The 14,181-nt window shown below is 35.8% G+C and carries 8 protein-coding genes; 5 read left to right on the forward strand and 3 right to left on the reverse strand.

The features are described 5' to 3' along the window. Positions 1 to 377: 377 nt before the first annotated feature. The 3 genes from A2J09_RS00410 (at position 378) to mprF (ending at position 5,510) form a co-directional block, all read left to right on the forward strand. Positions 378 to 1,979 carry an ATP-binding protein gene (locus A2J09_RS00410; RefSeq protein WP_036160903.1) on the forward strand — a complete coding sequence of 534 codons (1,602 nt, stop codon included), beginning with the start codon at positions 378 to 380 and terminating at the stop codon, positions 1,977 to 1,979. Then, entirely contained in the window at positions 1,980 to 2,687 is a 708-nt protein-coding gene (locus A2J09_RS00415; protein WP_031418850.1) for a response regulator, read from the forward strand. A gap of 300 nt (positions 2,688 to 2,987) precedes the next feature. Continuing rightward, on the forward strand, positions 2,988 to 5,510 hold the full coding sequence (gene mprF / locus A2J09_RS00420; RefSeq protein WP_012293075.1) for a bifunctional lysylphosphatidylglycerol flippase/synthetase MprF: 2,523 nt from the start codon (positions 2,988 to 2,990) through the stop codon (positions 5,508 to 5,510). 233 nt (positions 5,511 to 5,743) lie between these two features. Here mprF and A2J09_RS00425 read toward each other — a convergent pair whose 3' ends face one another. Continuing rightward, complete coding sequence (locus A2J09_RS00425; RefSeq protein WP_036160906.1) at positions 5,744 to 6,979, reverse strand: MFS transporter; 1,236 nt, start codon at positions 6,977 to 6,979, stop codon at positions 5,744 to 5,746. Between the two features lie 540 nt (positions 6,980 to 7,519). Between A2J09_RS00425 and A2J09_RS00430 the strand changes: the two genes are divergently transcribed. Continuing rightward, positions 7,520 to 9,088: a glycoside hydrolase family 10-like protein gene (locus A2J09_RS00430; protein WP_012293077.1), complete on the forward strand. Its 1,569-nt coding sequence runs from the start codon at positions 7,520 to 7,522 to the stop codon at positions 9,086 to 9,088. Between the two features lie 51 nt (positions 9,089 to 9,139). Here the strand turns inward: A2J09_RS00430 and A2J09_RS00435 are convergent, their stop codons facing one another. Next, a complete protein-coding gene (locus A2J09_RS00435; protein ID WP_036160909.1) occupies positions 9,140 to 12,229 on the reverse strand; it encodes an efflux RND transporter permease subunit in 3,090 nt (1,029 codons plus the stop codon). 99 nt (positions 12,230 to 12,328) lie between these two features. On the opposite strand from A2J09_RS00435, the gene A2J09_RS00440 reads away from it, so the two are divergent. Beyond that, positions 12,329 to 13,162, forward strand: a complete 834-nt coding sequence (locus A2J09_RS00440) for a TetR/AcrR family transcriptional regulator (protein WP_012293079.1) — start codon at positions 12,329 to 12,331, stop codon at positions 13,160 to 13,162. A gap of 49 nt (positions 13,163 to 13,211) precedes the next feature. Here the strand turns inward: A2J09_RS00440 and A2J09_RS00445 are convergent, their stop codons facing one another. Beyond that, complete coding sequence (locus A2J09_RS00445; RefSeq protein ID WP_012293080.1) at positions 13,212 to 14,015, reverse strand: serine/threonine protein kinase; 804 nt, start codon at positions 14,013 to 14,015, stop codon at positions 13,212 to 13,214. Positions 14,016 to 14,181: the final 166 nt, after the last annotated feature.

The raw sequence follows: 14,181 nt of genomic DNA on the forward strand, positions 1-14,181 counted from the left end.
TCTCTTTGATATCGCTTTCACTAGAATCATCATAGCGAATACTTCTTAAAAAAAGAGATTTAGAAAATAAGAAACATAACGTTCATTAAGTACATTTTCTTACATTCACATATAAATATAGTAATATCAATAACTATCTCTGTTATGGTACGCTAAAGTTAATCTATTATTGTTATAATACAAAAACATAAAATAAAAAAAGAGTTCATTGTAAATGGTCGAATTATAATATTGTTCATTAAATTCAATATTTTCTGCTATTTATATAGACTAAAGGTGTTGTCAAAAGAATTTTTTGCAGATAATCTTAAAACCATATCGTAAATATGTGTGCCACTACTAATGAGAATGCGAATTTGAAAGGAAGGATTTATTGAATGATGAAAATGCCTGTAAACGGCAAAATACTGTTAATGACATTTTTAATCATTGCACTCTCCTTTTTACTAGGTGGTATTTTTGTACTCGGTAACTTATTATCTGAACAGGAAAAAGATTACGGTCAGCGAGCAATGCTTGTAGCACGAACTGTATCGAATGTACCAGAGTTAAGTGTGCATTTGAACAATGACAATATAAAAGAATCCGCCAAAAATATTAATAAAATTGTAGATGGCATTAGAGTGATTAATAAGGCAGAGTATATTGTTGTGATGAATATGGATCGTATTAAACTATCTCATCCAGTAAGTAAGGAATTAGGACAGCGCAGTGAGTCGCAGGATTTAAATGCGGCATTTAGTGAGCATTATTATGTTTCGAAGGCACGTGGAGAATCAGGTGTCATGATACGGGCTTTTGTCCCCATTATTAATGACAAAAGGGAGCAAGTGGGCATTGTAGTAGTTGGCTATTCATTACCAACACTGCTAGAAATGCTACAAAGCTATGAGCGAGAAATTATGATAACTATTGTTATCTCACTGATTTTCAGTATTTTTGGTGCATATACACTTGGACGGCATATAAAAAAACAAATGTTTGGGCTAGAACCTCATGAAATTGCCAAAATGTATGTGGAAAGAACAGAAACCTTTAATGCTATGCATGAGGGAATAATAGCCGTTGATAAGGAGATGAATATAACGATTTTTAATGAGAAAGCAGCTGATATTTTAGGTGTTACTCGGAAAATAGAGGACTGTATTGGACAAAAGATTTATGATGTTTTGCCGGATACTCGCCTGCCTGAAATTGTTGAAACAGCAACTCCTGTTTATGATCAAGAGCTTTACATTAATCATCATAGTATCTTAAGTAATCGTGTCCCCATTATTGTGAATGGCGAGCTAGTTGGGGCAGTTGCTATGTTTAAAGATTTAACAGCTGTGAAGAAGCTTGCAGAGGAAGTGACAGGTGTAAAGGCCTTTGTTCAAGCATTACGTGTGCAAACCCATGAGCATAAAAATAAAATTCATACGATTGCAGGACTATTACAACTGGGACACACAAAGCAAGCACTTGAATATGTTACAGTCACCACTGAAAATGAAGCATCATTGACGAAGTTCTTAAACGAACGCTTTCATAATGAAAATATTTCAGGTTTGTTATTAAGTAAAGTAAGTTATGGAAAAGAACTGGGTATCGAGGTTGAGATTGATCAGAAAAGTCATTTTAAACGCTTTCCTCCTCTATTAGATCATCATGATTTTGTTGTGTTACTCGGCAATTTAATTGAAAATGCTTTTGAGGCTTTGAATGTCCTTTCTAAAGAAGATAAATATGTAGCCATCTCTGTAGACGAGCATGATGGAGTCTTAGCGATAGCAGTTTCTGATAATGGGATTGGCATGTCCAAAGAGGTACAGGATCGTATGTTTGAAAATGGATTTTCTTCAAAGGCTGCTGAAAATCGGGGCATTGGCTTGCATCTAGTCTATGAAATTATAAGAAAAGGCAACGGAGATATAGAAGTAGTGAGTGAATTTATGAAAGGAACAAGTTTCTTAATTTTATTTGAGTTAGGAGAAGTATAGATGGATGTAATAAATGTCTTATTAATTGAAGATGATCCAATGGTACGAGAAGTGAACAGGCAATTTATTGAGCAAATCAAAGGTTTTTCTTTAGTCGGCTATGCTAGTAATGGTATTGAGGGAATTCAAAAAATTAAACAATTAACCCCAGAGCTTGTCTTTATAGACATTTTTATGCCAGAGCAAGATGGCATTATTACGTTAGGGAAAATTCGAGAGGAGCATCTTCCGGTCGATGTTATCGCTGTAACTGCTGCGAATGATATGCCCACTGTGCAGCGTATTTTACACTTAGGTGTATATGATTATATTATGAAGCCTTTTACATTTGAGCGGATTGAGCAAACATTAAAAAATTATCGAAGCTACAGAAAAAAAATAAGCGGTATGCAGGATTTAACCCAGCATGATGTGGATCATTTAATGCAGCAACGTCTCCCTGAGCAAGTTGTTATTACAACAGCAGGAACGGAGGCAATTACTATAGAGGAGCTACCAAAGGGGTTTAATCGAGCTACGTTAGATAAAGTGTTTGCCTATATTCAAACAAGTGGTGGGGCAGTATCTGCCGAGGAGGTTTCTACTTATATAGGTACAGCACGTGTTACAGCTAGACGTTATCTTGACTTCTTAGAAAAGCAAAGTCTATTAAAAGTAGATATACAATATGGAAGTGTAGGACGTCCTATTCATCGTTACTATATCTAATCATTAGTTATGTTAGATTTATCGGTTGTATGGTCATTCACTTTACTGTATGCGACTCTAAAAAATTAGAGCCAATAATGGTCATTTTTATGTCTCTAATTATAGAGGGATGAAAATGGCCCTTTTGATGTTGGTTAGTTAGGAGTATAAAATTGTTCTATATAGTTTATTTATTAATGAATAGTAGTACCTTACTTTGACAATACATATAGCAAAGAATACGTTACAATATGGAAATAGTCTGTTACCTTAAATAGGTAATAGAAAGTTTAGTTAGATTATGGGAAGTAGGTTTGGCATATGTTTACCGTTCGAAAAGAGGCACTGTTGAAATTATTAAAAATTATTTTCCCAATAATACTTTTGGGGATAGCTATTTATGAAATTCAACAAACAGTGAGTGGGATAGATGTTCATTTACTACAAAAAGAAGTGAATGAGCTTCAGCTATGGGAGCTTTTATTGATCTTTCTAATCACCTTTTTAGCGATTACCCCAATGATTTTTTACGATGTTATTTTAGCAAACATCTTACGTATCAAGATTAATAAACGTAATCTGCTCAATCATTCATTTATTGTTAATACCTTTTCAAACCTCATTGGCTTTGGGGGATTAGTTGGTATATTTTTACGCGATTATTTTTATACCAAATATAAAGAAGATCAAGAAGGCATGATGCGAAGTATTGCTTCGGTCACACTGTTTTATTTAACCGGAATTTCCTTGTTAACGTGGATTATGTATATATTCTTTTGGGATTTCCCGTTGCTTAAAGAAGAACGATGGTTATCGATTGCCGTAGTTCTTGTCAGCCTATATGTACCAGCTTTTTTGGCGATGTATATAATTCGCTATAAAAAGGAAAGTTCTTTAACACCAAAAATATCAGTTCAATTGATGATCACTTCAGTAGCTGAGTGGCTTGCCGTATTTTTTGTGATCTGGGCTTTAACGTTTATTTTGAAGATTCCAATAGAATTATCTACATTAATTCCCATTTTTTTAATTGCTTCTAGCGCAGGAATAGTCAGTATGATACCTGGCGGTGTTGGCTCCTTTGATCTCGTTTTTTTATGGGGAACACAAAGTATTGGAATTGCTGATGAAAAGGTGTTGTTTCTATTAATATTGTATCGAGTGGGCTATTTTGTTCTACCATTTTTAGTTTCTGTACTCTTATTTATTAAAGAATATTGGATGCGGTGGAATCAATCTTGGGATGACTTACCTAATATTATTTTTCAGAAACTAAGCCATACGCTATTAACCATATTGGTGTTTATATCTGGCATTATTTTATTGCTATCTGCAGCTTTGCCAGGGATACTAAGTCGTCTAAAAATTGCTCAGGAGTTTTTATCCTCGCCCATTATGAATGTATCCCATCAATTGACCGTGGCAGCGGGCTTTATACTGTTAGGGTTATGTAGGGGAATCAAATACAAGGTAAAAAGGGCCTACCAGCTCGCTATTGTTGTGCTAAGTAGTTCGGCGCTATTTTCAATTTTTAAAGGTTTTGATTATGAGGAAGCCATTTTTTTAGTCATTGTCGCAGTGTTATTAATGGTGTCAAAAAAGCAGTTTTATCGAGAAAGTTATGTTTTGACATGGGGAATTGTCATTATTGATTTTGCTGTAGTAACTGTTATTACAGCGATGTATGTGGTAATTGGCTACGTTAATTTGCCCTCTGCCAAAATTCATTTTCCTAGTGCCCTACAAGACTATATGATAACCGATTATCAGGACCTCTTTAATAGTGCGATTATCGGTATTCTGATCGCCATTGTTATTTTTTATATAGGCTATTTTATATGTACACCTAAGAAAATGGTCAAACTTTTATCTCATGAACAAGAGGAAGCTATTAAAAATCATTTGATGTCCTATCAAGGGACGGAGTATTCACATTTAATTTTTTTACATGATAAATTTGTACATTGGAATGATAAAGGAACAGTTTTATTCTCTTATCAAATTTATGCAGATAAGATTATTGTTCTTGGAGATCCGGTTGGTAATGAATCTGATTTTTTATCTGCTATCCAGGAATTTTTGGAAATGGCTGATCGTTATGGCTATACACCTGTATTTTACGAAATTAACAATAAAATTTTCTCCGCCTTACACGAGTATGGATATAGTTTCTTTAAGCTTGGTGAGGAAGCCTTTGTAGATTTAGATAAATTTACATTTACAGGAAAAGAAATGAAGGGTAGCCGAGCAATCAGAAATAAGTTTGAACGTGAAAATTATATAGTGGAAATAATGAGTCCACCTTATTCTCAGGAAGTCATGAAGGAATTGAAAGAGGTATCAGCAAAATGGTTGCAGGGAAGGGCAGAGAAGGGTTTTTCACTTGGTTTTTTTGATGAACATTATTTAAGTACTTCAAATATTGCTGTTTTACGTGGTGCTCAAGGAACGTTTGGCTTTGCTAGTATTATGCCCATGTATGATCAAGGGGAAAGGGTTTCTGTTGATCTTATGCGCTTTAAGCCTGGCTCACCATCTGGAACAATGGATTTCATTTTCCTATCACTATTTGAATGGGCAAAATCGGAAGGTTATCGTGTCTTTAATATGGGGATGTCTCCTTTATCCAACGTCGGACAATCTAGATATTCCTTTTTAAGTGAAAAAATAGCTGCGCAAATCTTTCTACATGGACAGCATTTTTATCATTTTAAAGGATTAAAAAACTTCAAGTTAAAATATGCAGATTTTTGGGTACCCAAATATGTAGCGTATCGGAAAAAATCATCATTACCATTCACGATGGCACAAATCACATTGTTAATCGGTAGCAAGAGAAAATAGTGCCCCTTTAAAATTTCAGAAACAAAACAGTCAGCTGTGTGTTGGCTGTTTTGTTATTTTCATCTGTTAGTCGTTTATTCACTTTCAGCAGGCAAAAGCCTTTTCAATAAGTTTTGTTAGAAGAAAAATGATGATAATTAAAAAAGCCCTGCATGGTGACAGGACTTTCTTAACATCGAGGAAGGTGCTTTGCAGCAGGTTTGCAAACGTCAGTTGATTAACTAGAAGGATGTTTAAACATCTTTATGCTCAGCAGTAGGTCTTCCAGCATGTAATAAGACTTTACTGCCCAGTAGGAAAAATCCTTGGATAAATAAGAGGATTCCTGTACCAATAAGTAGCCACTCGATAGCAATAATGTCTGCAATCGGACCGAAAATAAGCATACCTAAAGGCATCATAGAGGTAGATATCATACTAAGAATGCCAAATACTCTTCCCATATAATCACTATTCACTTTTTCTTGTAATAACACCGTTGCGGGTGTATTAAAGATTGGCATAGCTATTCCAGTAACTGTCATGATTATGAGATACAGCCAAAAAACAGGAATGACTCCGAGAGCCATTGTACAAAGACCAAATAATAAAGCAGATAATGTCATCGTATGCACTTTATTTTTAAAGCCACCCCATGTTGCGATTGCGATACCACCAATTAACATCCCAATGGCAAAGGCCATCTCGATAGCAGTCAAGCGCCAGACATCATTACCAAAGCTACGAGTAACTTGCAAAGGTGTTAAAAAGGCAGCAGGGGCAGCGAGCAGCATGAAAAAGGCAAAGAACAAGAATAAATGTTTCAAGAAAGCATGCTCTTTAATGTAGATGAAGCCTTGTTTCATATCACTAAAATAACCTGTTGTTTGTGGCTGATTAGCTTTTGCATGTGCAGGAATATGCAGAAATAATAAGAAAATAGCAATAGCAATAGCAGCTGTTGTCACATCAATAAAGAAAATAGACTCGATTGAAGCCATCGTTAATAATGCTCCACTTGCCATAGGTGCAAGAATCATGATAAAAGCTTGAATACTACTATTCGCTCCATTAACTTTCATTAAATGCTCTTCAGGTACAAATTGCGGTAAAATAGCGCCCACAGCTGGTGTTTGAATACCTGCACCAACTGCACGTACCGCCGATATGACAAACAATAGCCAGAGTTCATCATAGCCGATTAAAAATAAAATGGCTAAAAAGAGTGTAGATAAGGCGATCATGCCATCTGCCAAGATAATAAGCCATTTTCGGTTATAACGATCTGCCCAGACACCAGCAATAGGTGCTAGGAAGAAGGTTGGTAAAAAGCCACAAATAATCGCAATGGTCATCATGCTGCCTGATTGCGTTGTAAGCGTGATATACCATGTAATGGCATATTGCACAAGAGCAGAGCCAAAAAGTGAAATCGTCTGACTACTTAAAAAAAGTATTGTATTACGTTTCCAATGTTCCAATTTCGTCATCCCTTTCTAACAGTAATGCCTGTGTGGAAAGTAAAAAGACAACAAAAAAGAGGGGAGTAGAAGTCCCCCTCTTTTCCAGTATTCCTAAAACAGACTAGACCTAATTCCATTTCCTTGCACAGCAGGCAAAGAGTACACATATTTAATTAGTAATGTGAAATCGTAGTCTAATTGAAGCTGTCATTTGGAATACCCTCCGTTCATATAAGTTGTGTTGATTGTAGCATACAGTTTATGACTGCGTAAAGAATGAATCAAACAAAAATTAGGTTAAATTATAAAATAAGGAAATTGTAACGGAATAATAATGAAGTGTAGGTCATCTGTGTTTTTTGGAGGGATTATAATGATACATATTTTTGCATTAACTAAAGCGCTTTTTAAATAGGGTTATAGAAACAAATGGTTTTGTTTTAGTCATACGTAGTAATTCAAATTCCATGATTATTATTTGATCCAGTTAGTGAAGTTGCTTCAGGAACGTGCATATAGCGTGAACTTATCATATACTAAAATAGAAAAATAGCAAATGGAGGAAATATGAGAAAGAAAAATAGTAAATGGAAACTTATTGCTTTAGTCGCTATGATTTTGATGTTATGCCTATCAGCAATCCCTGCTAATACAGTGAAGGCAAGCACAACACAGCCGAAACGAGAAATGCGGGCTGTCTGGATTTCAACGGTTCTCAATCTTGATATGAAAGCAGGTATGAATAAGGAGCAGTACACGGTTTGGGCACGCCAAACATTGGATCAATTAAAAGCCAATAAATTCAATACTGTTATTTATCAAGTAAGACCAACAAATGATGCAATGTATGCATCTGAGTTAGCCCCATGGTCGTCCTACATAACAGGGAAAAAACAAGGTACAAACCCCGGTTACGATCCTCTTACGATACTAGTAGAGGAGTCACATAAACGAGGGATGGAACTGCATGCTTGGATGAATCCTTATCGTGTAACAATGTCTGGACAAAAGCTAACTGACCTTGCTCCCGATAATGTAGCTATAACACATCCAAACTGGGTTGTTAAATATGGCAAACAATATTATTTAAATCCTGGTTTACCTGAGGTGCAAGACTATTTAGTTGAAATAGTAAGAGAGCTAGTAGCCAATTATGATGTTGATGCCGTTCATATGGATGATTATTTTTATCCATATAAAATTGCAAATGAAGTTTTCCCAGATCAAGCAGCTTACAAAAAATATGGTGCTTCCTTTAACAAGGTAGAGGATTGGCGAAGAAATAATGTGAACAGGCTTGTTGAAAATCTTTATACAGCTATTAAAGAGACAAAGCCATATGTACAATTTGGTATTTCACCATTTGGTGTATGGCGTAATAAATCATTGGATAAAACAGGAAGTGATACACGAGCTGGTGTCAATAATTACGATGATTTATATGCAGACGTCAGAACATGGATTCAAAATGGCACGATTGATTATATTACCCCGCAAATTTACTGGTCAAGAACATTATCTGTTGCCAAATATGGGACATTGTTAGATTGGTGGAGCCATGAAGTACAAACATATGCAAAAATGCATCCTGTTCATCTATATATTGGATTGGCTGATTATAAAGTTGGCAATGACAGTGATGCTGCATGGAAAAATAAAATGGAATTGCCCAGTCAAATACTAGAAAATCGTTCAGAAAAAGTAGCAGCCGATGGGCAAATGCATTTCTCGTTAAGAAGTTTTCAAAGCAATAAATTAGGCTATGCAACAATTGTTAGTCAACAGCTATATAATTATACAGCAATGACACCAGAAACAATTTGGAATGATGACGCAGTGCCGAACAAGCCGACTTATGTAGAAGTGACAAAGGAAACGGCAGGTCGTAAGATTGAAATTATTGACGATAATGGAACACAGCCACGTAAGTATGTTATATATCGTTTTAAAGGGAACAAAGAAGGTTCCTACCATGACCCTCAAAATATAGTGGATGTTGTATATAATAAGGATGGCATCACTCAATTTGTGGACAAGTCAGCTCTTGCTAAGCAAAACTATACATACGGCATTACGGCCGTTTCTGCTACAGGTGTAGAAAGCAAGGAAGCTTTTGTAGTGAAAGAGGTTCAATAAATAATAAAACAGCTACTCAAGCGATTGAACCGCATGAGTAGCTGTTTTTTATTAATTTTCTTCGATATCTTTACGATTTTTCTTTAACATTTTTGAAAGCATTTCATACACAATTGGTACAACCACTAATGTTAATAGAGTGGATGATAATAAACCACCAATTACAGTAATGGCTAAGTCTTTTGATATTAATCCACTACCACCAGAACCAAGTGCCATAGGAACCATCGCACCGATTGTTGCAATAGCTGTCATCAATATTGGGCGTAAACGTGTAGCACCAGCTTCTAGAATGGCTTCACGCATGACTAAACCAGCATGTTCCATATGAATAATACGGTCAACTAATACGATGGCGTTCGTCACAACGATACCGATTAACATCAGTAGACCCATCATAACAGAAACAGAAATCGTTTGACCTGTTACGAATAAACCAACAAATGCACCGATTACGGCGAATGGAAGCGAGAAGAGAATAGCGAATGGAGCTAAACCTTCACCGAACGTAACAACTAAAATGAAGTATACAATCGCTATTGCCGCTAGCATAGCAACACCCAGCTTCGTGAATGTTTCTTGCATATCTGCAGCAACTCCAGCAACACCTGTTGTTACACCCTTTGGTAAATCTAATTTGTCAATTTTCTTATCGGCAGCAGAAGTTGCTTTTGAAATATCATCGCCGATAATCGTACCGGATACTGTTGCGAAGTATTCACCTTTTGAACGAGATAGTGAGTTAAGAGTCGTGCCTTCTTCAACATCTACTAGCTCACCAATAGTCATCGTTGTGCCTAATGCTGTTTTAACTTCAGTTGCTAAAACATCCTCAAGTGAAGTCGCAGCTGCTTTGGCATCACGTTGAACAATGACATCAATATCTTTTCCATCATTTTTCACGGTTGTTAAAACTTCTTGTGATGTATTTGCATTTAAAGCCATCACGATTTGAGCAGTTGTTAAACCATATTGAAGGACATTCTTCTGTTCTACTTTAAGTACATTTTCAACATATGGATCTTCGTTATCTGATTTAATATCTTCTAGGCCATCCACATCTTTTAAAGCACCTTCTACTTGATTTACAGCGTCTCGTAGCTTATCTAAATCATCACTATATAGTGTGTAGCTTACTTCGTTTGAAGACATAGACATTGAAGAGAAGTTCTGAGATTTCCATTCTCCTGATTGACCTATATTAAATACATAGTCTTCTACTTCTTCACGAGCTTTAGGGAAGTCTTTCATATCTGGATCAAAGATTAGGTACATTAAAGCTCCGCCAGCGCCTCCGCCCATCATCATTGCTGATGGATCGACATTGTTCGCATCTGTAATGGAAACTTGTAAAATATCAACGTCTTTGCGCTTCATTAATTCTTTTTCTACTTTTTCAACATTTGCTGCAGTTTCATCTGCAAGCTCTCCAGTTGAAGGAGTATATGTGAGGTACATAACTTTTTCTTCCTGTGATCCCATAAAGCTAAACCCAATTAAAGGAGTTAACGCTAGTGAACCTACAAGTAAGAAAATCGCAATTAGAGACGTAATAATTTTATGATTTAACGCTTTTTCTAAAACACCTTTGTACCATGTTGCTAGTTTACCAACTTCTTTATGCTGGCTTTCTTTTTTCTCACCGTATAGTTTTTTACGGAATAGGAAATGGGATAATGCAGGTACAATGGTAATGGCTACTAATAATGATGCACCTAATGCAAACGTCATTGTTAGTGCGAATGGCATGAATAGTTCGCCAACCATACCACCTACAAAAATAAGTGGAGCAAATACAGCCACTGTAACTAATGTTGACGAAAGAATCGGTTTAAACATTTCAATGGTTGCTTCACGAATTAAAGCTCGACCTGTTAATTTTTCTTGTTTTAAATGGATACGTCGATAAATGTTTTCAACAACTACAATCGAGTCATCGATAACACGTCCAATGGCAACGGTAATCGCCCCAAGGGTCATAATGTTTAATGTAATATCCATCCAGTTTAGTAGTAGTAATGCCATGAAAACTGAAACTGGGATCGAAACAATCGAAATAATGGTTGATTTGAAATCACGTAAGAATAACAAGATGATTAATACAGCAATTGCACCACCAAATACGGCCTTTTCAATCATGGTAAAGACAGAATCTTCAATTGGGGCACCTTGGTCAAGAGAGATATCTACGTTTAGGCCATCTAAACGTTTTTCTTCATCTTTCATAAGGTCTTTAACGGCATTGACAACAGTTACAGTGTTAGCATCTTGACCCTTAACGATTTGAATGGCTATAGCATCTTGACCGTTTGTACGGGACACAGATTGTACTTTACCTTCTACTTCAATCTTTGCAATATCACCCAGACGAACGAATGGTGAAGGATTTGTTGCTGAAGGTGTGACTGGAATTAATAAATCTTTTAGTTCATCTACGGACTTTACTTTACCGTCTACAGAAACTGCTTGTTCTCCAACAGTAAATTGATATAAACCAAGTGATAGTGACATATCGCTTGCTTGAATCATTTGCTTGACTGTTTCCTCTGTTAACCCTAATGCAGCCATTTTTTCTTCATCATATTTAAAGGATACTTGTTCAATATGCTGACCTGTAATGGTTGCAGAGGCAACACCATCAATTTTTTCAATCTTAGGAAGTAAAACATCTTCTACTGTAGAAGTAAGATCGACAATATCTTCCTCAGAACTACTAACGGATAAAGCTACTACTGGCATCATGTTCATACTGATAGCCATAATAGTTGGCTCTTGAGCACCTTCAGGCAATTTTAGATTATCTAAAGCTGCTTCTAACTGACGCTTTTTTTCATCCATATCAATGCCATAGTCGTATTCAACCTGCACTTGTGCTACGTTGGAAGAGGATGTTGAGTAAACTGCCTTCACATCTTCTAAGCTTTCTATGGATTTTTCGAATGGGATGGAAAGCTCATTCATGACTTGTTCAGGCGTTGCACCTGGATATACGCCCATGACAATTAAGTATGGGATCGAGATATCAGGTATAGATTCCATTTTCATTCTTGTGCCGGAATAAATACCAGAGACAGTGATGATAATTGTTAATAACCACACTGCCAATTTGTTTTTCAATACGAAATTAACTAAACCTTTCACCTTCACACCTACCCTTTATTGACTAACTAAATTCAATTATTTATACTAATGACTAATCGGTCATTTGTCAACGAAATGCATTAGGAGAGAGTTAAAAATATGTTAAAAAAGCAATTAATTATGGAGAAAGCATTAGAGCTGTTTTCTGAACAGGGTTTTGAAGCTACATCAGTACAGCAAATAACAGAACGTTGTGGGATTTCTAAGGGTGCGTTTTACTTATCCTTCAAAACAAAAGACGAGCTTGTTATCTCTATGGTTGACTACTACTTACAACAATTTATTACAGATGTTGACCGAGTAGTCAGAGGGACGTATAACAAAGAAACGATTTTGGTTGAATTTTATAAAAGTATCTTTCAGGCATTCAAAAATCACTCTGCATCTGCTAGAGTATTTTTTAATGAGAAGGTCTTTCTAACAAAAAAAGAGCTATTTCATAAAATAACAGCGTATGAAGCAGAGATGTCTAAATCTATCATTTATATGCTGGAGCAACTTTATCAGGATAAGCTACAAGAAACAAAATACGATGTCATGTATTGTATTAAAGGTTTTATGAAGAGCTATGCGGAACTTTTTATCTTTTCAGATATGCCTCTCGATTTAGAACAACTTGCGAAATCTTTAGCAGAAAAAACAGATATTATTGCACGACATACAACGATACCTTTTATTACGAAGGAGCTTGTTACTTTTATAGCGAAGCCTTGCGAACAGGATATTTCAAAGGAAATGTTACTGCAGTTAATTGAACAAAATATTGATAATACTGAGGATTCTATTGAAAAAGAATCATTGGAACTGCTAAAACTCGAAATAGAAAAGCCAACATACAGTAAAGCCATCGTAAAGGGGCTAATAGAAAATCTACGACTTAGCCCTGCGTATCATTGGATTGCTTATGTATGTGCAAAATACTTAAATATTTAAATTATAGGATAGAATTGCTCACTTTAGATCGGTGAACAATTCTATTTTTTTATTTTTCTTTCAAATGTATGGAAATATTTATTAAATGTGGCAGAGATCGGTAAGCCTCTAATGCACTACTAAAAGGGTCTTGAATCCATAATAATCGTTCGAGAAAATCCTTCACTTCTATCGGTAAATTCAATTCTTGTTGCCACGTGTCCTCTTTCTTTTTACGTGGCTTAAAGTCTGAATAAAGTAAGAACAATAGAAAATGGCCCACGAAATATAGATCGCTAATATGATTTTCAGCTCGCTTCGGGTTTTGTATAGAAGAAAGTTCCACTGCCTTTTGTAATGTCGTTGCGAGACCAAAATCTATAATGTGTAATTGTTGATCAACCAATAAGATATTAGGTATACGTAAATCTCGATGGACAATTCCGTGATTGTGTAGCAGGATAATTTGTTCTAAAAGCTGTTTGGTTATTTCAAGTGACTGAGCGACAGGAAATTTAACACCTTCTTGAAAAATAAGCTGTTCAAAGGTTTGGCCGTTTATATAGTCCATCATAAAATAAGGCATATCTTGGATAGTTCCAGTCGAATGGATTTTAGGTATATTCGGCAATGATAATTGCTGTAGAATTTGAATTTCCTGCCTGAATTTATGTATGGTCTTTTGGTGATGACGATGCTTGGGACGCAGGCATTTTAAGACGAACAGACCTGTTGATGAGCAATTTTCAATTAAGTACGCACGACCATATGAGCCAAAGCCAAGAAATTTTTTAAACGTGAAATCTGGATGCTCAGCTATGAAAAGCTCTACAGCATAATCAAAGTTTTTTTCTGAAAGTCGTTTCCACCACATTAGCTACTGAAAAAACTCAAAGAGCTGAAAAAACTACGTGAGCTTTTACGAGAACTACGTTTATAATGCTTATGGCCATAATAATTATGGCGTTTGGAATATCTGCGACGACTGCTTGATGAAGAATAATGACGTTTGGATTTACCATTGAGTAGGGATTGAAGAA

It is taken from the genome of Lysinibacillus sphaericus, from assembly GCF_001629735.1.
Lineage (GTDB): Bacteria > Bacillota > Bacilli > Bacillales_A > Planococcaceae > Lysinibacillus > Lysinibacillus pinottii.

What these genes read in the sequence shown, in the direction of transcription:
- A2J09_RS00445 (WP_012293080.1), bottom strand. Translation starts at nt 14,015, where the DNA reads ATGTGGTGGAAACGACTTTCAGAAAAAAACTTTGATTATGCTGTAGAG.
- A2J09_RS00430 (WP_012293077.1), top strand. Translation starts at nt 7,520, where the DNA reads ATGAGAAAGAAAAATAGTAAATGGAAACTTATTGCTTTAGTCGCTATG.
- A2J09_RS00415 (WP_031418850.1), top strand. Translation starts at nt 1,980, where the DNA reads ATGGATGTAATAAATGTCTTATTAATTGAAGATGATCCAATGGTACGA.
- A2J09_RS00410 (WP_036160903.1), top strand. Translation starts at nt 378, where the DNA reads ATGATGAAAATGCCTGTAAACGGCAAAATACTGTTAATGACATTTTTA.
- A2J09_RS00440 (WP_012293079.1), top strand. Translation starts at nt 12,329, where the DNA reads ATGTTAAAAAAGCAATTAATTATGGAGAAAGCATTAGAGCTGTTTTCT.
- A2J09_RS00425 (WP_036160906.1), bottom strand. Translation starts at nt 6,979, where the DNA reads ATGACGAAATTGGAACATTGGAAACGTAATACAATACTTTTTTTAAGT.
- mprF (WP_012293075.1), top strand. Translation starts at nt 2,988, where the DNA reads ATGTTTACCGTTCGAAAAGAGGCACTGTTGAAATTATTAAAAATTATT.